Here is a 22,750-nt window from a genome sequence, read left to right as displayed (position 1 = left end):
TTCTTATTTTAATACATACACCCACTCGATTGTATCTCCTGGTTTAACTGTTACTACACCTGCACTATGGTTTGGAAACGCACCGTTCACACGATATTTCCATCCACTAGTATCTGTAATATCTTTTTCATATAAATCATTAATACCTTTTACGTAAATATCACCTTTAGAACCCATTGCATCCACATCTAAACCTGTACGTTGCAATACTTTATACACTGTATCGCCTTCTTGTACATCCATTTTTTTCGCACCTAATAAGTAGCCTTTATCACCTTTTACTGAGATAGTGACTTGTTTTGCTTGTGGTTTAGGTACTGGTACTGGATCTGGTTTTGGTGGTTCAGGAGTTGGTACTGGCGGAGTCGGTATCGTTTTCTCCTCTTTATTCGGATCAACTTTTTGCTCCTGCTTCGGTGTTTCTTTCGGCTGATTCACAACCTTCGCTTCTTCTTTTATTTCTTGCGCTTTCGGTTGTTTCTCTTCTTGTGCTTTTTGCTGTTCTGGTTGCTTAGTAGCAGGCTGTTCCTGTGGCTTTTCTTCTTTCTTTACTTCTGGTTGTGCCTGTGGCTTTTCTTCTTTCGGCTTCTCTTCTACTTTTTGTTCTTGTTTCTCTTTCTGTTCGTCTTGCTTATTTTGCTCTTGTTCAGCTTGTTTTTCCACCGGCTTTTCTTCCGGTTTCGCTTCATCTTTTTTCCCTTCTTGTTTTGCTACCTCTTCTTGCTTTGGTTCTACTTTCTTCTCAGGCTTTACAGCTGCCTCTTCACATCCGGCAAGTAGCCCAAGTGAAAGCATTAAAGAAATAAACCACTTCATCTTACTCATGTTGTCTCTCACCTTTCATATTAAAAATTAGGAGCAAATGATTGCTCCTAATTTTTGTTAAGCTGCTTTACGTCTCCATAATACATATGCAGCAGCAATACATAATACACCCATACCTACTTCTGTAGCTGCACTATGAGAAGATGCTCCTGTTTTTGGTAACGTGCTACCGTTTCCGGATTTTTTATTTTTAACCGGTTCATTATCGACAACAACTTTTAGAGTGTCATCTCTCGTTTCTTGTTGTACTTGCTTTTGTTCTTGTGGTTGTTCACTAACTTCTTTTTCTACTACAACATTCTCTGAATCCACATTTGGTTTTTTATCAATTTCAGGAACAGATACATTTGACCAATCATAAATCGATTTTCCAAGGTCTTTAAACTGAAGTAAAGCTAAGAATGCTTGCTCTGTAGCCATTCCGCTACCGTTTTGATCACTTGGTAACCATTTAAATTCACCATTTGGAAGTTGGTATGACATTAGATTTTGCATTGCCTTATGCAGACGATTTTGATCTACATCTTTCACAAGTGATAATCCAATAATTGCTTGCGCAACACTATTAGAATTTTCTTGTCCATCAGCAGAAAAACCACCGTTTTCTAGCTGTTCGTTATATAAGTAAGCAACAGCTTTTTCTACAGCTGGCTTCACATCTGGTCGATCTTGATAAGGAGCTAATGCTGATAAAACCATACCTGTTACATCAACGCTACTAGCACTGTCTTTACTGCTTGCACTATCGTAAGTCCAGCCGCCATCTGTATGTTGCGCGTTTAAAAGCGCATCTACTAAAGCAACTCGATTCCATTTTGCATTCACTGGAACTTCATATTTCTTCGTATCAAATGCAAGTAAAGCAAATGTATAACCTGTAACAGAATTCACTTTATCTGATTCGTACAATTTTCGAACTAAATTATGTTCGCCCACCTTTGTAGGGTCTGCTTGCATTGCATTCATCATAATAATCGTTCTAGCTAAATCTGTCGCTGAAAAACGGTTAATGCGCTTTTCTACTTTTTCAGTTACTGACTTAACATAATTTAATTTCGCCTCAATTGGAACATTCTTTCCAGAACGAGAAAGGCCTAAAGCTACCCAATCACTTTCAATTCCATCTTGTAACATCTTTTCAGATGTTTTAGAGATCGCTTCATTTACTTGCGCTGCTGGAATTTGAATGTTCTCTTGCTTTGGTTTTTCTGGTTTTTCTTGTTTTGGATCATCTGTTTTTGGTTCTTCTGGTTTTTCTTGTTTTGGATCATCTGTTTTTGGTTCTTCTGGTTTTTCTTGTTTTGGATCATCTGTTTTTGGTTCTTCTGGTTTTTCTTGTTTTGGATCATCTGTTTTTGGTTCTTCTACAGTTTTACAAGTACCAAATTTATCTAATGTTTGCTGTAATGTTTCCTGGCTCATATTGCTCCAGTCTGCAACAAAACGAAAGACAACAACATCTCCAGCATTTAATTTATAACTATCTGCTCCAACTTCTGCAGATTTATCATTCACATCATACAACCAGCCACTTGTGTCCCCAGCCATTAAACCGTCAATGCCTTTAACATACGTTCCAAACGACATCGTCTCTGCTGTTACTTTGTCCCCCATGACTTTTTGCAGCAAACTTAAAGCTGTTTCCCCATCTGTAATCTGCTCTTCTTTCGGACACAACATAATGCCCTTTTGTGATTCCCCAATAATTGCAAGTTTTGCTGTATTTCCTTCAGCAAACGTAATATGTACTGTATTCGCAAAAGAAACAAATACAAGTGTAACTGCCATTAACGACGTAAGCAGCCATTTTTTCAACATTGCCATCCCAAAATTTCCTCCCTTACTACTATTTACACAAAAAAAGGCCCCTCAAGGGCGTGCAATTGACACTCTTTTTTTGTAAGTGTCGAACAAACTGCGCAACACCTCCGACCCGCATCATTCGCGGCTATATTTGTATAGGAAAAATAATTTTGTTTATGAACGTATCATTGTGATAACATTCACTTTTCTAGGCACAACTTACTTCCATTTAAGTTATCGTAAAACGATAAACCTATACATTCTTTTAATTATAAATTTCTGTATTATTTTACTATTGACAAAGAGTTTTGTCCATTCCTTATCAGATTTATTTTCTGAGAATAGTAGTTTACTAGCCCTTAACGATGCAAACTCTTTTCACTAATAATGACGCCATCTTCATCCGCATACACATATTCATTCGGCTTCCATTCTACTTGTCCAAATTGCAACGAAATATTCCGCTCTCCTTTTCCCTCTTTTACACTTCTATTTGGCATCGTCCCTAACGCCAAAATACCAATATTAATATTCTTTAATTCACTAGAATCACGAACATATCCATTTACAATAATTCCTGCCAGCTTTCTTTCCTCCGCAATAGCTGCCAAATTATCGCCAAGTAAAGCACAATTCGTAGATGCTCCGCCATCAACAACTAATACCGTTCCTTCTGGTAATGTTTGCAATCCTTCCTTCACTAGTACATTATCATCCTTCACTTTTACCGTTGCAATTTTCCCGTAAAATTGTTCTTTCTTCCCAAAAGACCGAAAAGACTGGCGACATATTTGTAATTCATTCTCAAACTCATCACATAGATCCGTAGTTTTCCACATCTTTTTCCCCTCTTTTCCTTATTCCTTCTATATAACATATTCTTTGGTTATTTTCGTTTCCTTGTCTCATGTTGCAATAATTTGTATGTGCAGGAAAAGGATAGAAAAACTATTGCCTTAAGAAGCTACCTTTATTATAATCTATTTCACAGATAAATTTCAGAATATTAAAAATTAACCAAGTGAAAAAGGAGGGTTTTTATGCAATTACATACGGAGGTAAAAAAGCAGCCGAGTAAACGAAAGTTTAAAATGCCTGACGCGTACGTACTACTATTTTTTATCGCCTTACTTTGTGCCATTGCTACATATTTCGTTCCTGCTGGAGAATTTAAAAGAGTTACAAACGGTACTGTTACAACGACAATACCAGGAAGTTATCATTCTGTTCCACAATCGCCAGTAGGGTTTGTTTCTTTCTTTACCGCTATTGAAAAAGGAATGACACTTGCTGCTCCGATCATCTTTTTAATTTTATTTACAGGTGGAGCCATCGCCATTCTTGAAAAGACAGGTGCCCTTGACGGTTTAATCTATCATGTGATTAACAAATTTCGTAATCAGCAATTACTTTTCATTTGCATTGTCGCCGCACTCTTTTCTATTCTCGGAACAACTGGCATTATCGTTAACTCAGTTATCGGCTTTATCCCCATCGGCATCATCGTTGCACGCACATTAAAATGGGACGCTATCGTCGGCGTAGCAATTATTTATTTAGGCACTTATGCTGGTTTTAATGCTACTATTTTATCTCCCTCACCTTTAGGTATTTCACAAAAGATTGCAGAACTTCCGATGTTTTCAGGAATTGGTTTACGTACGGTAATTTATATTTCTTTTTTAATTGCCACCATTCTTTATATTAATTGGTATGTAAAACGCTTAAAAAAATCGAATAAAGGAAGCATACTCGGTGACAACTGGTTTCCAAGTAATGCTCTTTCAAGTGGAAAAGAGGCGCAGAAAACAGAAGTTCCTTGGACAATACGCCATAAATTAATTTTACTCGTTTCAGCTTTATCATTAATTGTATTTTTAATAGGCGCTTTTCGTCTACATTGGACAGACGCCGAAATGACCGCTACTTTTATTTTCATAGCAATTACAGCGGGAATAATAGGTGGTATGAAAGCAAACGATATCGCTTCTACTTTTCTAGCAGGCTGCCAAAATCTCATATACGGTGCTTTGATCGTCGGAATGGCTCGTTGTATTTCAGTCATTTTAGAACAAGGCAAATTACTTGATACAATCGTTAATCAACTCGCACAGTCTCTCGAAGGACATAGCCCTGTATTTGGCGTTATCGGTATGTATGTAAGTAGTGCAGCATTACATTTCCTCATTTCATCGGGGACAGGAGAATCTGTTATTTTCATTCCGATATTAGCTCCATTAGCCGATTTCATGCACATTACACGCCAAGTTACAGTACAAGCTGTTATGCTTGGAGAAGGTGTAGTGAACTGCCTCAATCCAACTTCCGGTGTTTTAATGGGCGTACTCGCAGCGAGCGGCATTTCTTATGGAAAATGGATTCGCTTTATGGCTCCACTTGCATTCATTTGGTTTATCATTGGACTTATTTTTCTTATTATTGGCGTGAATATTGAGTGGGGACCGTATTAAAAGACTCTTATTATACTTAACTTGATAAAATATCTATTCTATTCTCCAATCCTATAAAAATCACTTATTCTAGTATAGATATAAACAGGGATTGATCATAGTGATCAATCCCTTCTCTCAAAGTAAAATACCTTTAAGTATTTTAGTTCCAAATTTTATTTACCCATTCCGGATGATCAATAAAAGGATTACGATTATGTTGATATTTCGTAAAAATCACTTCATTACGCTTTCGCTCTAACTCATCTACCGGGTCTTGTTCATTCCATTTTAGTAAAACGGATAGTTTGCCCATGTATGGATCTTTATTGTTATTTACCTTTTCATTTAATTCTAAATCTATTTCGCTGTTGTCTCCTTCATAACGAACAGCCATGTAAAATAGCATTCTAGCGATATCTCCTTTTACACTATCACGAGGTTCCCAAGAATCACTATCGTATTTACATTCTGTCGCTTCCAAATGATTCACACCACCATTATCAAAATCCAGATTTCCACGTGAACTATTTACAGATACATCCGTCGCTCTTAAATGATGCAAATCTGTTCCAGCTCCTGCAGTCGTTCCAAAATCACCGTGAGATTTTGCCCAAACATGCTCTCGGTTCCAATTATCAACTCCTGAACCATTCGTAAGTTTCCCTTGCGAACGCCCAGTATATAAGAGTATCACATTGTTTTTATTATTTGGATCTTCATCCGTATCTCTTAGTGCTTCCCAAACCGCACTGTATGATAACTTTGTATGATCATCAATAATATTATGAAGTTCCTTCTTTAATTCTAAACCCGTTTTTCCTATTGCATTATTATAATATGTATCGTCATAGCTTTTTGCAGTAATCTCTTGTGGTGATGCAGAAGCTACTTCACCGTGTATGATATTTGTGAATGATAGAGATGCAGTACCTAAAATAAAAAATGAAGATAGTGTAACCATAGCAAGCTTTGTATTTCGAAACTTCATATACCCATTTCCCCTTTAAAATATAATTTGAAGCTATTAACTAATAAGTGCTTTCTAACCCCCAAAAACTTTTAGAAAGCCATATCCACCCTTTTCTTTTTATTTAATACAAAACTCTATTGAGTCTGTATCATTTCCACACTTTTGGTTTATCTACTTCTCAAGGAATATCCTTCTCTAGTAAAGATTATTAAAATATTCTTTACAATTTAAAGGTAGTTTAATGTTAACTTAGAAATTTCAATTTTTTTATGCAATTATGCATATTTGATTAATTGTTCAGAAAACATTTTGAATAAAAATTAAGATGATAGCTCGACTTTTCCTTTTTCTATAATTGTCTTTATTTTTTGGTGTAAAACCCTTCTTCCTCTGAAGAATAAGGGGTACCGCCCACATTTTAACGAAAATATACGCTAAGCAAGTTTCGACAAAAAATGAGCCGAAATTCCTACTCTAAGGACAATCCGGCTCTTATTTCTAGATTTGTTGTAAAGGACGAAGAGTGTCTAATGTTGTTGTATTCCTAGAATTAAATCGATATTCTCCCAAAAAGTTAATGTGCTCCCACCCTAGAGGTGAAACATGTTTTAATAATTCTTCATCTAAACCCTCTGTGTTTTTTAACACTTCTACAGCTTGGCTAAGATATACAGTATTCCATATGATAATAGCATTAATAAGAATGCTTAAAGTACTTGCTCGTTGTAATTGATCTTGAAGAGCACGTTCACGAAATTCTCCATGTTTCCCAAAAAAGATTGCTCTTGCTAATGAATTCATTGCTTCTCCTTTATTTAAACCTCGTTGAACTTTTCTTCGTAAATTTTTGTTCGAAAGGTAGTCTAGGATAAAAATAGTTTTTTCGATTCTTCCCATCTCTCTCAACGCTTTCGCTACTTTATTCTGCCGGGTATAGGAACCTAATTTCCCCATAATAAGTGAACCTGATACTTTCCCCTCTCGAATGGAATGAGCGATCCGTAAAACATCATCGTAATTTTCATAAATTAATTTCATATTTACTTGCCCTCGGATAAGCCCTTCTATATTCAAAAAATCCTTAGGAGAACCAATTGTATATAATTTAGAACTTGATATATCTCTTAATCGTGGTGCAAAACGAAATCCTAACAGATGTGTTAAACCAAATACTTGATCCGTATAACCAGCAGTATCTGTGTAATGCTCTTCAATCATTAAATCTGACTCATGATGAAGTAATCCATCAATTACGTGTACAGCATCCCTTGCGTTCGTATTAATCACTTTTGTATAAAAAGAAGAAAATTGATCACTTACAAATCGATATATAGTGGCTCCTTTTCCAGTTCCATAGTGTGGATTAGAACTAGCGTGTAATGATGAGACGCCAATTTGTACTCGCATTCCATCCGATGACGAAGTGGTACCGTCACCCCAATAAGAAGCTAGGGGAAGTTTTTGCTGAAAATTAACCAATACCGCTTGTGCACGATTTAATGCATCATCATACATCCTCCATTGACTTACATTAGCTAACTGATGATAGGAAATACCAGGTGTAGCTTCTGCCATTTTTGTAAGTCCCACATTCGTTCCCATAGCCATAAGTGAGGCAAGAGAAATGATAATTTCTTCACCTTTAGGTGGTTTGTTTGTAGAGGCATGAATAAATTGCTGTTCAAACCCAGTCCAATGAGCTACCTCTATTAGTAAGTCTGTGAGTTTAATTCGAGGAAGCATATGATAAAGTTTGCTACTTAATTGCTTTGCTGTTTGTGGGGTATCCTTGTCTAAACGCTGAAGATGCAGGGTTCCACCGCTAATATCTACTCCTTCTAAGGAATTAGCATTTTTAGAAAATGTTGCAATTCGTTCTAATAAAGTCTTTGTTCGCTCCGCCACATACTCATCAGCATGTGTAGAAACTGCTAGACGAATGCCATTTTCTTTACTGTGATTCCACTCGTTGATAGATATTAAATATTCATCAAAATCTTTATGTTGTCGACTTCCTACAATAGAAATATCTCCCGAACGTACATAATTCCGTAGTTCTGTAAATGCAGCTAATTCATAAAAATGCCGATTAATATTTCCATCTTCATCATGTATATATTTTCTCCATCTATTTGTAACAAAGCTCAACGGCGCGCCATTAGGTACTTTTCGTTTTCCCGATTCATTTAATTCATGTATCGTCTCTAAAGCTTCTAATACGTATCTGGCATAATTAGTAGATTGAAATTTTAGTGATTTAAGTAATGTGGGAGTATATTTACGTAGATAATTATATCGACTCTCTAACAAATCCAGATAATCGTAGCTCATTGGCCGCGACAGTTGTTTCGCTTCCTCTACAGAGGCTACAAATTTATCCCAAGGCATAATGGTTTCTAATACGATAAAAGGGTCTACATTCTCTTCTTTCGCTTTGATTAAAGCCATTCCTAAATCTGCATAATGAAGGATTTTTTCGTTTAGTGATTTACCATTTCTTTTGTGCAATTCTTCTTGTTGTTTTCTACCTTTTAGTTGTAAGTTCATCATTTGTTTATCATGAATTTCAAAGGCCTGATCAATTAAATCTTATGTTAAATCAAGTAAATAAGCTACCAATATGGCATACTTTTTTATATCTTTAAACCTTCGAAATGAATAAGCCTCATAGCGTGCCCCAATTCGAGATAATTGTCTTAAACGATTAGGATGTATACCTTTTGTATCAATATTTAATTGTAAGCCTTTTATATACTCTAAACGCTCAATTACCTTTAAAAAAGATTCTGGTGAAAATTGACCAGGTATTTCTTTTAACCAAGCTAAATATGTTTTTGAAGAATTAGGTATAAAGTGAAGTAAACTGCTTATTTTTTCTTTTTGTAAAAGAGATAAAGAAGATGTAAGCGTTTTAAATATGATTTCTTCAGCTCTTTTGCGCGTTTCCCATATTGCTCGTTCTATCACTGCCATTGAAGGAATTATAACTTGCCAAGTACGTAATTCTTGCAATGCTGTCTCAATGAGATATGTAGTAGTTCCATTATTTAATGCATGAGATTGAAGAAATTTAGATAATCTTCGATAATCTGTAGTTGTAAAATTACGCAAACCATATTCCTTTCGAATTTCTTCCACGTGTTCATACCTTGTAGCTTCTCGCTGGGCATATAGCCTCCAGTCTTCTGTACTTGCACCAATTTGTCTCGCTACAAATTCTAAAACTTCGTTAGGAATGTGTTCAATATCCGATAAAGTCCAACCTAAATATCGTAAAACACTTAATTGCATAGCAAAACCCAGTCGATTATAATCCCTCCGATGGCGATTAATGATTTTTCTATCATGCTGACTAAAGGTAAAGTATGTACTTAATGTCCATTCGCTAATATCAGAGGGGATTTGCATATACCGCTTTCGTTCTTCTGCTGTAAGAAGTTCTCGTACCCTCACATACATAAGAATTCGTCCCCCTTTTTATTTATCATAAACCTATGACATACGATTTAAAATTTATAGAAACACTATTTGATTGTCTCATATTTCCAAATGGATAGGAATGATGAAAGCGTCTTTTCAAAATAATGTTTATAAAATAAAAAAGCCTCAAAAACATTTATGTTTTTGAGGCTTAGATTAATTGAGATAGTACCAAAAAAATGCGAATTTCGTACGCTAAGCAATTTTTAATATAAAAACAACCGATTCCTGTATATATTCCTGTATATTAAGAATATCGATTTTGTTCATTTCATTATTCTTTACCATTTAGAACTTAGTAAATTTCACTTCAAATATTAAAATCATTTATTAGTTATTACTTATACACAATTTTAAAATAAGAATAAACAGTTAATACATAATATCCAAAATAAATTATGGAATATACACCACCATCAATTAAAATAGGAATCATGATAGTATATATAGGCATATTTGTTAGTATTGGTACAGCAAATAAGCTATGAGAAAGTCCGATTATTACAGGTAAAATAAAACTAATTCGAACTTGTTTTGAAATTGACTTTCTTACCTCTTTTTTCGTAACACCGATTTTACGAAGAGTCTTATAATATCTGTGATTTGCATATGCTTCAGATAATTGTTTATAGTAGATAATCGAGCCTGTTTCCAGGACAAATACAGCCCCTAAAAAGATACCAACAAATAACATAAGTCCAGTCATATCCATAATATCTACATACGCTTTGTAAAAAGAGCCAATTTTCATATCATTATCTTTAGGTGATATTTTTAATAACTCTTCAGTTAGTTTTTCGCTATCCTTTTGCTGTGTTACATCAATATTTCTTACAACATAAGGCTGATGAGTTTGTTTAATCGTTTCATAGAGTTGATCAGGTACAATGACAATTAAATCCCCTAAATTTGTTAGTTTACGAATTTTGACGTCCTGAATGACAGATATTTTCGGCTCAACTTTAAGAGGTAATTGTAGTCTATTTCCCTTTTCAAAATTCTTATCCTCATGTAGATTATATATAAATACTTCCCCTGGATTTAAGTTGACTTTCTTCACTCCCATATTTTTAGCATTTCTATTCAACATAGATTGGGACATAAGCTGAAAATCATATGGTATTTTAGAAGGGGGATTTGGTAGATTTGTATTTCCTTTTTCCTCAAAAGGGCCTCCCTTAACTGTTACCATTTCAACTTCAAAGTCACGAATAATTGAATTTTTTTTCTTGTTCTCTTCAAAAACAGTCTGTATGTGCTTTTCAATCGCATCCTCTTGTTTTTTATATGAAAAACTGTACGGTGCCTCACTTTTTGCTTCCAATTGTCCACCGAAATACCCTGATACAACAGTACTAATTGCTGTTAAAGCTACAGCACTTAATAGAGCAATAATCGCAAGTAACTTTGCATTTCCTTTTACCCGATATAACAACTGTGGAATATTTATTATGTTCATACCATTATAAAGTAAGTCCCTTTTACTTCTCATTTTCTTTAATACAATTACTGTGTAAGATGAGAATAGAAAGTATGTTCCAAGAATAATTGCAATCAAAATAATAATCGGGATGTACATAGGTTCCGGATTCCCAGGAGTCCTTACAAGTTTTACAACCTCATTGAAAAAAGTTGCTAACAAATAACCTATTCCAAGTAAAATAATACTTATGTACGCCAACATTTTAGACCCTTTAGGCATGCTTTCTCCTTTATGATCGGCTTGGAACATCTCAATTAAAGAAAATTGATAAATTACACGAGAACTTTTCCATGCAGTATATAATAAAATAGCCAAAAAGAGCACGGACGTATCTATTAGCGCTTTTATAGAAAACTCAAAATATATAGCTACATTCAATTTCATCAAATTTGTTAGCAGTTCTAAAGCTAATTTAGAACCTAAACTCCCCATTAGTACTCCAATTATTAAAGCTATGCCCCCCATTATAATGGTTTCCAAAAATAGCATAGTACTGATTTGTTTTTTAGTTATACCTAATAAAGAGTACAATCCTACCTCTTTTTTACGCTTCCTCATAAAAAAATTAGTAGAGTAAATAATAAATATTGCTATAAAAAGGATGAGAATTACTTTGGATGATTGAAGAACACCATTAACCACCACATTATTAATCATTACTTTTTTTATTTGAGCACTATAGCGAAGTGAGGCAAAAATAAAATAGATAACCATACTCATAGTTAGGGAAACAAAATAGAGTATGTATTCCTTAAAATTACGCCGTATATTACGTTGAACGATATCAAATAAAGTCATTTTTTGACCTCCATAAATATTTGTGTCAGTGGGGAATAGACCACTTTGTTAGTTTCACAGTTTAACTTAAAGTGCCTATTGCATTTTTACAATTATGTGTGAAAAATCCATTAAAATATATAATAAATATTTTCACGAGAATAATAAGTATCATACTTCATGCTTAAAATAGAGTTCCAATTTCCTTAGAAACTTCCGCTGTGTGTTCTGAAATCACTACTAGTTAAGGCCCTCCATTGCAACTCCCGAAATTGCGGACATTACATCAACTATTTCTTGGAAGAACTGTTTACGTGTTAATTTTCCACGCTGTAATTCTTTATATAAATTACCATCTTTTATAAAAATAACTCGTTTACAATAACTTGCCGCAAGCGCGTCATGCGTTACCATTAAAATTGTTGAATTATCATGTTCGTTTAATGACTTCATACTTTCTAATAGATCTTTTGCTGACTTAGAATCAAGCGCCCCTGTTGGCTCGTCTCCAAAAATCATACTTGGATTTGTAACTATTGCACGAGATGCTGCGCAGCGTTGTTTCTGTCCCCCAGATACTTGATATGGGAATTGATTTAAAATATGATCAATTCCAAACTTCTTCGTAATCTCCAAAACGCATCGATCAATTTCTCTCGCTTCCACTTTTGATAGCGCAAGTGGAAGAGCGATATTTTCTCTCACCGTTAACGTATCTAATAAATTATAATCTTGGAAAATAAAACCTAAATGATTACGACGGAATAACGCCAGCTTTTCATCATTCATCTTTACAATATCTTTTCCATCGATTAAAATCTCACCGCTCGTCGCATTATCAATTGTAGAAATAACATTTAATAGCGTAGTCTTGCCAGAACCAGACGGTCCCATAATGCCAACAAACTCCCCTTCTTTCACTTGTAAGTTAATACCTCTTAATGCTTCAAATTTATTTCCACCTGTGTCATATACTTTTTTTATATTTTTTGCTTCTAACACTATTTTCATCTCTATATCACTCTTTTCTTCTAAAATCTATAGCACGTTAATTTTTTAAATCCCGTTAACCCATACAAGAAAATTAGTTTGATGGGCACATCACGAAAATCCATATTTGTAAAAAGAGGGAAGACTAACGATCTAATTCACTCTTTTTTATTAACTCCTTACAATCAAACTATTATTTTTTTGTATAATTATTTAATTTTATTTGGAATTATATATAAATTAGATTTCAACATATAAACAAATTCTTTTTAAAATCATTGTGTTATTTAAATCCCTTTGCGTATACTATACACAAAATAAAAAGCCTCACTTTTATTTCTATAACTCCTCCTTGCCCTAACATATATAGGATAGAAGAAATTAATTAAATATAAAGTGGGGTAAAAATTAAATATTTATTAAAAATTTAATATCTCTTCTTTTGGTAATCTAACTTCAAGTATTGTTTTGGTTGAAGGGCGGTCATTAACGTGTCCATATTTATCTGTATATACGTTTTACCATTCTTCATTTTTTCATTTTTAAAATAATAAGGATTAGGATTTTTTTAATAAATACGTGTATTCAACATGATACGTGAGATATAGTGGGCCTCTTTATCTTGGATATATTGAAGGTCTTTTAAATGAAAACAATCTAAATCTCGGATACATAAATGATTCATGGTGAAAGTAGGGGTACAAACAGTGCCGCAAGTGCAATCATGTTGTTTCCCCTCATAAACTGATGAAAATATATCTTGGAGTTGAAATGCAATTGAATCTAGAATAGGAATACGCTGGAAAACAGAAATGTACGGAGAAGAAATCGGCATAAAAGCGGTCAATTTTTTGCTTGGTACTTACTGGTTCGTTGTACAAAATCAACACCTCTAGCGAGATCAAGCAAGGTATTTTGAGATAAAAAACTTTGAATCTCTTAAGCAAATAGTTGTAATTCATTAGATACAGAAATAGACGTACAAAAACGCCATTCTTTTCGTATATTTTTACAAAAAGAATGGCGCCTTTTCTATATATAGACACAGATTTATATTAGCTTTATAGTAATGTGAAGATACCTCTATAAAATATTTTTAGCTACCAGTTTAATATGTTCAGGAGCTACAATTTCTTGAATTGACTCCTTTAAATCCTCAATCACCATTTCTTCTACGTGTTCCAAAGGAACTTCAAATAGCACACATTCTAAATTATTAATATTAACTAACGAATAATTATCATTTTTTTTAATAACTAAGTACTGATTTTCCTTTGTCAGTACTAAAGAACCTAGTTGGATTCCTAACATACGCTTGTCTTCGAATTTCATAGCATAATACCTCTTTATATAATTTATTGAAACAACCCATATATCGTTTAAATACAAAATTAATATAACGATTTCACCAATGAAATAAGCTAATAAATAATTTAATTCGATTAAAATATTACTCATGCACGCCAAGATTCTAACTCTTTTTGCCATATCCTCTCCTTTATAATCGACTTGAAACCTCTCAATTACAGAAAATTGATAAATTATGCAAGAGTTTTTCCATGCAGTATATCTATAACACACTAATTTCATTTAATATTCCACATATGCATAAATGGAATTAGAATTTTTCAGCTTGCTGGGAACTTCATGACAGTATTTCACAAAAGGATCAATACTCATAAGAACATTTACTCTTTTTTGATAACATCTTACTACCAAATTAAACCTGTCACTATTCTTACTCATACCGTAGACAATCAATTGGATCCAATTTAGCTGCTTTATTAGCCGGAAGTATACCAGAGACAATACCGATTACTATAGATATTCCAACAGATAGTAGACCGAGATCTAGGGATATAATGAATGGCCATCCACCTACGAATGCAGCTATCCAAGCAAAGAACATACCTAATCCAAAACCAATTGCCCCGCCCAATGCTGTTAAAATACAGGATTCGATGAGAAATTGCATTAATATTTTTCTTCGGGTTGCACCAAGTGCTTTTCGAACACCTATTTCACGTGTACGCTCTGTAACGGATACAAGCATGATATTCATCACACCAATACCACCTACGATTAAAGAGATTCCAGCAACGCCAGTGAATACCATTTCTATCGTATTGAATGATTCTTCTACGACCAAATCGTTTTGTTTCTCATCCAATACTGTAAATAGATGCTCAAATTCTAGTGATTTCAATCCATTTAATACAGATACAGCTTGTTTCCCTACAGTTTCTCGCTCACTAGAAGAAGATAACTTAATTGTCACTGCATTATATTCCTCAACCCCTGAAATCAACGGTGCATTGTCAATTGATGTATATCCTGCATGCACATTTGATTGCCATATATTATCGTATTTGTACACCCCGGCAATTTTATATGGTTTTCCTTTTATATCTATATACAAATCATCTTCCCAAGCATCAAACAATTTTGTAAATAAGGCTTCACTGAGAATTACAACAGGAATGGGTTTTGCCAGTTCAGTCTCTGTTAACTCACGCCCATGTACCATTCTTAGTTTGTGATCCTGCATAAAATTACCTGTTCCCACACTTAAATTAAGAGAAGCTTCTTTTGATCCCACATATGCTTTTACGTCCATATTCACCTGTGGGTAAACGTCCTTTACACCTGGTATTACTTGTAATTGCTTTACCATATCTGGTGTGATCTTCGCTATTTCTAGCGGAAAATCCGGATTGATATACTCTATCTTGATTTCATCCATATGGCGGCTCTCTTCAATCTCTTTTTGCATCTTTGCAGTATTTCCATCACCCATTGCAAGAATCGTAATAATTGCACTGATTCCAATAATAATTCCTAGCATTGTTAAAATGGATCGCATTTTATGTGCAAAGATAGAAGATATAGCCATACGTATATTTTCATTCATATTCAAATTCATTTCCTCCAATCTTGAACAACATTTCCATCACGAATAACAATTTGACGTGTTGCGGATTCTCCGATCTCACGATCGTGGGTAATCATAATAATGGTTGAGCCTTGTTTGTTTAATTCGTAAAATAGATTTACAATTTGTTCACTTGTTTTCGTATCTAGTGCACCTGTTGGCTCATCTGCCAAAATAAATTTCGGGTTATTTACAATAGCTCGTGCGACTGCAACACGCTGTTTTTGACCACCTGACAATTCATTTGGCATGTGGGTAGCGTGATTAGCTAAACCAACTTTCATTAAGGCTGCTAATGAAAGCTCTTGTCTTTCTTTTTTATCGACTCCAGCATAAATAAGAGGTAGTTCTACATTTTGAAGTGCTGTAAGTCTCGGTAATAACATAAAGTTTTGGAATACGAATCCAATCTCTTTATTTCGAACATGTGCGAGTTCTGTTTCAGACATATTTGAAATGTTTTGACCAGCTAATTCGTACGTACCTGTTGTTGGCTTATCTAAGCAACCGATAATATTCATTAATGTAGATTTACCAGAACCAGATGGTCCCATGATAGAAGCGAAATCTCCTTGATTCAGTGTTACATCAATTCCGTGTAAAATTTGAATGGATTCTGCACCATTTTGAAAAGATTTTGTGATTCCTTGTAAGTTAATCATTGCGTGGCAACCTCCATACCATCTTTTAGATTTACAGTAGGTTTAGAGATAATTTGCTCTCCTTTTTTCACTCCTGTCACTTTTGCTTCATTACCTGTTTCAAATTCAACCGTAACAACTTGTTCTTTTGCTTTTCCGTCTCTTACAACAAAGACAACATTGTTGTCACCTTTTTTTAAGATGCTGGTCTTTGGAACGACTGTACCTGTTGCTTCGCCTGATTTAGTTTTTACGTATACGTGGAAACCATTTTGTAAGCCTTCACTATTGTCTAATGTAACGGTAAATGGATAATTAGAAACTGTTTTGTTTTCATCCATACTTTTTAATGGTGTAGAACCAATTTCTGTTACTTTTCCTGTCCATGTCTTACCCGCTACAGTTCTTGATGAAACTGTTATTTCTTGTCCAACTTTCACATTAGCAAGTTCAAATTCAGATAGTTGACCTTTCACTTTAAATGGACCAGCCTGACGAAGTGTAATACCGCTCATACCTGTTTTTTCATCGGCATTTCTCACGATATCATCAATTACACCATCAGCAGGGCTTGTTACAGAAAGTGCGTTTACCTTCTCTTTTGCTACTTTAATCATTTCAACAGCTTTTTCTACTTCAAACTTCTTCATTTCAAGTTGTGATTCTAATTGTTGAATTTCAATTTCTGATGCTTTTACTGCTTCTGCAGGAAGACCAGCAGTTTTATCTTTTTGTAGCTTTTGTTTTGCTACATTAATTTGTTTTTGCAGTAATGTTACCTCTTTTTGTGCAATTCTCTTTTGCATTTCTGCTTCCGTTACCCCTTGTCTAGCAATAGGATCATTATATTTGAAAAGAAGCTGTCCTTTTGTTACTTCATCACCTTTTTTCACAGCTAATTCATACGTACCTTTTGTTTGATCGAATGAAATTGTTTCTATACCATTGGGAATAACCTCACCGCTAAATTTTTGATGATTCTCTATTTGTTTCTCTAGCACTTTAGATACTTTATAGGTTATAACTGGTTCAGAATTCCCAGCAAACGTCATATACCCCCCAACTCCTATACCAATTGTTAACACACCAACGATGATTACTTTATTTACTTTTTTCATATTACCCTCACTTTTTTCTATGTTTTATTTTTGGAAACCATTATTTCATTTTGTGTAATTAGTTAACCTTTTCAGGAATGATATATAAATTAGATTACAAAATTTAAACATCTCCTTTTTAAAATCATTGTTTTATATAAAGTCCAGCACATACGGTGCACAATATAAAAAGCCCACTTTTTATTTCTAACTCCTCCTTGACCTAACCTATGTATAGGATAGAAGAAATTAATTAAATAAAAAGTGGGGTGAAAATTAAATATTTATTAAATTTTTACATTCTCTTCTTGCGGTAATCTCACTTCAAATATTGTTCTAAATTCATTACTTTGTGCTGAAATGTTTCCATTATGTTGTTCAACAATATTTTTTGCAATAAATAATCCAAGACCTGTACTGTTTTTCTGCACTGTTCTCGCTTTATCACCCGTATAAAACATATCGAAAAGATAGGGTAATTCTTCTTCAGGGATGCTATCTCCATAATTAACAATCTGTACAACAACATCTCCATCTTCAATATATCCATTCATATCAACAAATTGTCCTTTATTTCCGTATCGAACCGCATTTGTTACAAGATTTTCAAATACTCGAGCTAATAAATTCCCGTCACCGTTGATATATAAATGAGGCTCAACATGTAATCTAGCTTCTAATTGATTCTTCTCTAATAATGGGTATAATTCCTCACCTAGCTGTATAAGTAATTCACTTATATTAATAGATTTTTCATCTAATTGTTGCACACCATAATTCATTCGCGTAATTTCAAACAACTCTTCAATTAAACTTTCAAGTCGTTGTGATTTTGCAAATGCAATTGTAGAATAATATTTAATCTGTTCCTTTGTTAAGTTCTCCTCTTTGAGAATTAAATCTAAATAACCAAGCACAGATGTTAATGGTGTCCTTAAATCATGAGCTAAGTTAACAACAAGCTGATCTTTACTACTTTCAGCGAAGTCTCCTCTTTCAACTGCCTCTTTTAATTTTTCACTCGCGATATTAATTTCACGTGCAATATCGCTAAATTCATCATTTGATGAGACATTGACTGTATTTGTAAAATCTCCTTTTGCAAGATGATGAATACCATTAGAAATCTCATCAAAATACTTTAAGTATGGTTTTGTTAAAAAGAAGAAAAGTAAAATAGATAATAAAATAAAGGAAATTAAAAATAAAAATAATGTTTTATCTCCAAATGCCCTTCCTGTTTCCCTAAATTGATCTAAAGGATTTTCATGAAGTACCATTGTTTTAAAATAAAATAATCCTTTATACATAATATATGTGACAACAGCTGCTAGTACCGTACTTAGCACAAACAATGCAATCATTTTAAATCGAAAACTTTTCATTATTTTAACCATTGAAAGTATAACCTACTCCCCAAATCGTTTTTATTAATTTGTTCTTTCTCTTATCCTCCCCAATTTTTTTTCGTAAAGTACGAATATGCACCGTAACTGTACTATAACTATCATCATAATAATCATTTGTCCATACTTGCTGAAATATATTTTCAAGACTATATACTTTATTCGGATGACTGGCTAATAAATATAAGATATCAAACTCTTTCGGGGTTAATTCAATTCGCTCTCCGTATACATGTACCGTTCGTTTCTCAAAATCAATCACAACGCCGCCTACCTCTAAAACAGATCTATTCTCCTCTTCTACTTTCGGTTGATTTAACGTTAGAAATCGGCGAAGTTGAGCATTCACACGTGCGACTAATTCGATTGGTGTAAAAGGCTTCGTCATATAATCATCTGCACCTAGTACAAGGCCTGTCACTTTATCAAAATCAGATGTTTTCGCGCTTAAAAAAATGATTGGCATATAATGTTTGGTGCGAATTTTCCGCGTTACCTCATAACCATCCATTTTTGGCATCATGATATCTAACACAACTAAATCGATTTGCTGTGATTGAATAACCTGAATTACCTCTTCTCCATCAGTTACTTTCACAACCTGGTATCCTTCTTTTTTTAAATGTATTTCAATTAATTCAGCAATCTCCAAGTCATCATCAGCTATTAAAATTGTAATGGGCTTCATTTTATTCTCCCTCTTCTTTTACTTACATATATTCCAATTTAAAACTTGATTAATCTATTTTATACCATCTTTAAAAATACTATTATGTATTTCGTTCTTTTAGAGGATAGTTTAAATTCCTATTATCCCCTATGGCGAAAAATTATTTTAGTATTTTTTGAATGGTTATACAATTTTACATTTCTACATACAAATCTTATCATTTTTAGGATAGAAGTGAAAAATGTCCCTATAAAAAATATTTTCAAATACCTTACTAACTTTAATTTAATATTTTTTCTTCCATTAAAGATGTAGAAGCATTATAAATAGAACGTATCCCATATAGCCAAGTTTGGGCAAAAATATCTTTAAATAGATAACAAGCAAAAGCAGTCGGTGTTCCATATAATATCTAATTTTCTTTTAACGATACCTCTAAAGTATCTTTATCATTCTATAGTTTCTTCTATAATTCCTAGGCCATCTTAATTTTATCTTTTATAAGTACATACTTTTTCTACCTCTGGAAAATATGCTGTCAATTTGTCTTTCTCTTGTACCATTTTTTGTTTCTGAGTAAAATCTTTGTCATAATCAATATTTATCCACTCATTATCAAGCCAATTGTATGCCCCTGAATTTTTAAATTCATATGACATTTTTTCGGTATACATTTTTATTAACAATATAGTTTTCTTTTTTTGGGTTTCTGGATTAACTTCTATTTTTTCGCTAAACGTGTAAGAAATCGGACAATTATTATCATTATCCACTAATCTCCAATTCCCATTTAATTCTTTATTGCTACATCCAATTAGCAATAAACTGAAGCTAATTGGAAAAATGAGCGTTTTAATTTTTTTCATCATACATTTACCTTTCATCATCATTTTTTATTTAATGTTAGTTAAGTACGAATCCTTCTCTAATATAAATGTGTTATATAAATAACTGCACATATATAGGATAGAGAAAATTAATTAAATAAAAAGTAGGGTGATTATAAAATTTCCATTAAATTTTATAACTCTTTTATTTTCACAATCTTCTTTCAAGTCTTGTTGTTAATTCATAACTTTTAGCAGAGTGTTTCCGCTTATTTTGTTCAAAAATTCTCTTAGCAAGATTTCATTCATGTTATCTTCTTTATTATGTAAAATATATGTGCTTAATCGTATCTCTCTTTAAATGATTAAAAGCTTATAATAGGTTCTTTGAAAAACATCACTTGTTTGTAAAGGTATACCTTTACAAACTAAAGGGCCCTATCTATGAAACGTTGAAATATCAGGTTTATAAAGGTGGTTCAAATCATTTTATAAACGTTTATTTTTAATGAATACCTTTATAAACAAAATGGTATAATTGTGGTAACAAATGTGAGGAGAGTACAAAACGTGGCAAATATTTATGGATATATACGTGTAAGTACAAAAGATCAAAATGAACAACGTCAGTTACATAAGATGATGGAACGAGGAGTGGAAGCTCGACGCATTTTTGTCGATAAAGCAAGTGGACGACATTTTGATCGCCCCCAATATCAATTATTACGAAAGATATTAAGTACAAGTGATATTGTTTACATAGATGCCTTAGATCGTATGGGCCGCAATTATGATGAGGTAATTTCAGAATGGAAGTATATAACAAGAGAATTACAAGCTGATATCGTAGTTTTAGAAAATGAAACCCTGTTTGATAGTCGGAAATTTCGTGAGATGGGTGATATGGGCCGATTAATGGAAGATCAATTTTTATCTTTGCTATCCTACGTTGCGGATCAAGAGCGTAAAAAAATTCATCAGCGACAAGCCGAAGGGATTGCGGTAGCTAAGTCTCAAGGAAAACATTTAGGCCGTCCTCAGGTGAACCTTTCGACCTTAAGCAAACAACAAATGAATATAATAGAAGAAACTTATTCAAAATGGAAAAGCGGAGAAATAACTGCTGTTATGTTTATGGAAATGTTAGAACTCAAGAAAAATACGTTTTATAAAATAATGAAAGAATATGAAGAGAACAAATTACAAACTAACTAAATGAAGAATAAGAGCCGGATGTTTCTCAGAGTAGAAAATCCGGCTCTTATTATGTTGAAATTTGCTTAGCGTATATTTTCGTTAAAATGTGGGCGGGACCCCAATAAGTACAAAAATAGATTGGATACCATGTAAGGCACCAATCTATTTTAATGAAAGAAACTTTAGTAATTCTGAGTTCACAACACATTGCGCAGTAATGATAACATTTTTATATTGGGACAAAACTACTACTATTTATTTGGTATCGAATCTATATACTTTTTAACTACTTCATATACATATTCTTGATTTGCTGCCGCTGTATTTGGGTTGTATTTTCCGCCGTTTGTTTTATTGTTAGATAATACTCGGATCCCTAAAAATGGTACGTCATAAGCTTTTGCGATTTGCGCTGCTGCAGCACCTTCCATTTCTTCTACAGATGTACCGTATTTTGTATGGAACCACTTAATTCTATCCACTTCATTATTCCAAAGATCTGCTGAACCTATAGTCCCTTCCACCACTTTACCTTTTGTATATTTATCTTTCACCGCATTAGCTGCTGCAAGTAAATCCTTATCTCCCTCGTAGTATCGGATTTTCTCAGCATTTGGATCTTCTCCTGCACTTCCTTCCGAAGCCATTAAGTCCATTGAAATCCATTTTGTCGGTTCAATCCCTTGATTCTCATCCATATTTGTTGTTTTTAATGAACCTATATTCGCGACTTTTTTTCCTAAAACAATATCAAATACATTTAAATTAGGATCATGTCCACCTGATGTTCCTTGGTTAATAATCGCTATAGGCTTATATTTTTCAATAGCCACTGCTGTAGCGGCTGCTGTATTTTCCATTCCTTTACCTGTTTTCGCAACAATTACAGGATAATTGTCGACAGTTCCTTTATAAAATACGAAAGTTCCAGACTTTTCTTCTTTCACATTTTTCAACCTTTTTGCAAACTTTTCAGCTTCTATCGGCATTGGCCCTTGAATTAAGATTGGTTTTTGATTGTTTTTTGCCTCAACTTGTTTCGGACTCGCATTACATCCCGCAAGTATCGAGAATGACAATGCAACAGTAGTTACTAGGGCAGCACATTTTTTCAACGTATTCTTCTTCATAAATAATCTCCTCTTTCTCTTGTTGTTTTCTATACTCGATACTTTTGGTCCAAACAAAAAAGTTCTAGA

At 33.6% G+C, this 22,750-nt stretch carries 16 protein-coding genes and 2 pseudogenes; 2 read left to right on the top strand and 16 right to left on the bottom strand.

Going from position 1 to position 22,750, the window contains the following annotated elements:
• Window positions 1-3 precede the first annotated feature (3 nt).
• The 3 genes from MNO09_RS13515 to rraA all read right to left on the bottom strand — a co-directional run bounded on the left by MNO09_RS13515 (window position 4) and on the right by rraA (window position 3,467).
• On the bottom strand, window positions 4-825 hold the full coding sequence (locus MNO09_RS13515; protein WP_000041448.1) for a DUF4430 domain-containing protein: 822 nt from the start codon (window positions 823-825) through the stop codon (window positions 4-6).
• A gap of 57 nt (window positions 826-882) precedes the next feature.
• Complete coding sequence (locus tag MNO09_RS13510; protein WP_241950170.1) at window positions 883-2,649, bottom strand: DUF4430 domain-containing protein; 1,767 nt, start codon at window positions 2,647-2,649, stop codon at window positions 883-885.
• A 338-nt stretch (window positions 2,650-2,987) separates the two neighbouring features.
• The gene (gene rraA / locus MNO09_RS13505; protein ID WP_000266065.1) at window positions 2,988-3,467 is read right to left on the bottom strand and encodes a ribonuclease E activity regulator RraA; all 480 of its coding nucleotides are present in this window, start codon (window positions 3,465-3,467) and stop codon (window positions 2,988-2,990) included.
• A 201-nt stretch (window positions 3,468-3,668) separates the two neighbouring features.
• Here rraA and MNO09_RS13500 point away from each other — a divergent pair, with 201 nt between their 5' ends.
• Window positions 3,669-5,099, top strand: a complete 1,431-nt coding sequence (locus MNO09_RS13500) for a YfcC family protein (protein ID WP_001175955.1) — start codon at window positions 3,669-3,671, stop codon at window positions 5,097-5,099.
• 142 nt (window positions 5,100-5,241) lie between these two features.
• Here MNO09_RS13500 and MNO09_RS13495 read toward each other — a convergent pair whose 3' ends face one another.
• From MNO09_RS13495 to MNO09_RS13440, 12 genes and pseudogenes are all read right to left on the bottom strand, one after another.
• Window positions 5,242-6,069, bottom strand: coding sequence for an endonuclease I family protein (locus MNO09_RS13495; protein WP_000672209.1), 828 nt, complete (start codon window positions 6,067-6,069; stop codon window positions 5,242-5,244).
• Window positions 6,070-6,549: 480 nt separating this feature from the next.
• Window positions 6,550-9,510 (bottom strand): annotated as a pseudogene (locus MNO09_RS13490) (Tn3 family transposase).
• A 358-nt stretch (window positions 9,511-9,868) separates the two neighbouring features.
• A complete protein-coding gene (locus MNO09_RS13485) occupies window positions 9,869-11,812 on the bottom strand; it encodes an ABC transporter permease (protein ID WP_088107071.1) in 1,944 nt (647 codons plus the stop codon).
• 219 nt (window positions 11,813-12,031) lie between these two features.
• Window positions 12,032-12,802, bottom strand: a complete 771-nt coding sequence (locus MNO09_RS13480) for an ABC transporter ATP-binding protein (RefSeq protein WP_000706746.1) — start codon at window positions 12,800-12,802, stop codon at window positions 12,032-12,034.
• A 442-nt stretch (window positions 12,803-13,244) separates the two neighbouring features.
• Window positions 13,245-13,717, bottom strand: a pseudogene (locus MNO09_RS13475) (IS4 family transposase); the annotation flags it as partial.
• Window positions 13,718-13,864: 147 nt separating this feature from the next.
• Window positions 13,865-14,113, bottom strand: coding sequence for a hypothetical protein (locus MNO09_RS13470; protein ID WP_033657749.1), 249 nt, complete (start codon window positions 14,111-14,113; stop codon window positions 13,865-13,867).
• 406 nt (window positions 14,114-14,519) lie between these two features.
• On the bottom strand, window positions 14,520-15,698 hold the full coding sequence (locus MNO09_RS13465; RefSeq protein WP_001056901.1) for an ABC transporter permease: 1,179 nt from the start codon (window positions 15,696-15,698) through the stop codon (window positions 14,520-14,522).
• 2 nt (window positions 15,699-15,700) lie between these two features.
• The gene (locus MNO09_RS13460; protein ID WP_000609178.1) at window positions 15,701-16,375 is read right to left on the bottom strand and encodes an ABC transporter ATP-binding protein; all 675 of its coding nucleotides are present in this window, start codon (window positions 16,373-16,375) and stop codon (window positions 15,701-15,703) included.
• The gene (locus MNO09_RS13455; protein ID WP_000757539.1) at window positions 16,372-17,472 is read right to left on the bottom strand and encodes an efflux RND transporter periplasmic adaptor subunit; all 1,101 of its coding nucleotides are present in this window, start codon (window positions 17,470-17,472) and stop codon (window positions 16,372-16,374) included. The genes MNO09_RS13460 and MNO09_RS13455 overlap by 4 nt, the downstream gene beginning before the upstream one ends.
• Before the next feature lie 266 nt (window positions 17,473-17,738).
• Window positions 17,739-18,848: a HAMP domain-containing sensor histidine kinase gene (locus tag MNO09_RS13450; protein ID WP_000239011.1), complete on the bottom strand. Its 1,110-nt coding sequence runs from the start codon at window positions 18,846-18,848 to the stop codon at window positions 17,739-17,741.
• Window positions 18,841-19,545, bottom strand: a complete 705-nt coding sequence (locus MNO09_RS13445; protein WP_000802752.1) for a response regulator transcription factor — start codon at window positions 19,543-19,545, stop codon at window positions 18,841-18,843. Before MNO09_RS13445 ends, MNO09_RS13450 begins: the two co-directional genes overlap by 8 nt.
• Window positions 19,546-20,018: 473 nt before the next feature.
• A complete protein-coding gene (locus MNO09_RS13440) occupies window positions 20,019-20,396 on the bottom strand; it encodes a hypothetical protein (protein WP_002096433.1) in 378 nt (125 codons plus the stop codon).
• A 528-nt stretch (window positions 20,397-20,924) separates the two neighbouring features.
• Here MNO09_RS13440 and MNO09_RS13435 point away from each other — a divergent pair.
• Window positions 20,925-21,569, top strand: a complete 645-nt coding sequence (locus MNO09_RS13435) for a recombinase family protein (RefSeq protein ID WP_001284337.1) — start codon at window positions 20,925-20,927, stop codon at window positions 21,567-21,569.
• Window positions 21,570-21,802: 233 nt separating this feature from the next.
• Here the strand turns inward: MNO09_RS13435 and MNO09_RS13430 are convergent, their stop codons facing one another.
• Window positions 21,803-22,681, bottom strand: a complete 879-nt coding sequence (locus MNO09_RS13430) for a 5'-methylthioadenosine/S-adenosylhomocysteine nucleosidase (protein ID WP_000742454.1) — start codon at window positions 22,679-22,681, stop codon at window positions 21,803-21,805.
• Between the last annotated feature and the right edge of the window lie 69 nt (window positions 22,682-22,750).

Source organism: Bacillus sp. N5-665, assembly GCF_022637375.2.
GTDB lineage: Bacteria > Bacillota > Bacilli > Bacillales > Bacillaceae_G > Bacillus_A > Bacillus_A wiedmannii.
Note: the sequence above shows the minus strand (reverse complement) of the source record. Positions and strands in the feature narration are given on the sequence as shown.

Bases quoted from the DNA above. Each gene is read 5' to 3' on its own strand.
- MNO09_RS13515 (WP_000041448.1), bottom strand. From the start codon at position 825: ATGAGTAAGATGAAGTGGTTTATTTCTTTAATGCTTTCACTTGGGCTA.
- MNO09_RS13510 (WP_241950170.1), bottom strand. From the start codon at position 2,649: ATGGCAATGTTGAAAAAATGGCTGCTTACGTCGTTAATGGCAGTTACA.
- rraA (WP_000266065.1), bottom strand. From the start codon at position 3,467: ATGTGGAAAACTACGGATCTATGTGATGAGTTTGAGAATGAATTACAA.
- MNO09_RS13500 (WP_001175955.1), top strand. From the start codon at position 3,669: ATGCAATTACATACGGAGGTAAAAAAGCAGCCGAGTAAACGAAAGTTT.
- MNO09_RS13495 (WP_000672209.1), bottom strand. From the start codon at position 6,069: ATGAAGTTTCGAAATACAAAGCTTGCTATGGTTACACTATCTTCATTT.
- MNO09_RS13485 (WP_088107071.1), bottom strand. From the start codon at position 11,812: ATGACTTTATTTGATATCGTTCAACGTAATATACGGCGTAATTTTAAG.
- MNO09_RS13480 (WP_000706746.1), bottom strand. From the start codon at position 12,802: ATGAAAATAGTGTTAGAAGCAAAAAATATAAAAAAAGTATATGACACA.
- MNO09_RS13470 (WP_033657749.1), bottom strand. From the start codon at position 14,113: ATGAAATTCGAAGACAAGCGTATGTTAGGAATCCAACTAGGTTCTTTA.
- MNO09_RS13460 (WP_000609178.1), bottom strand. From the start codon at position 16,375: ATGATTAACTTACAAGGAATCACAAAATCTTTTCAAAATGGTGCAGAA.
- MNO09_RS13455 (WP_000757539.1), bottom strand. From the start codon at position 17,472: ATGAAAAAAGTAAATAAAGTAATCATCGTTGGTGTGTTAACAATTGGT.
- MNO09_RS13450 (WP_000239011.1), bottom strand. From the start codon at position 18,848: ATGGTTAAAATAATGAAAAGTTTTCGATTTAAAATGATTGCATTGTTT.
- MNO09_RS13445 (WP_000802752.1), bottom strand. From the start codon at position 19,545: ATGAAGCCCATTACAATTTTAATAGCTGATGATGACTTGGAGATTGCT.
- MNO09_RS13440 (WP_002096433.1), bottom strand. From the start codon at position 20,396: ATGATGAAAAAAATTAAAACGCTCATTTTTCCAATTAGCTTCAGTTTA.
- MNO09_RS13430 (WP_000742454.1), bottom strand. From the start codon at position 22,681: ATGAAGAAGAATACGTTGAAAAAATGTGCTGCCCTAGTAACTACTGTT.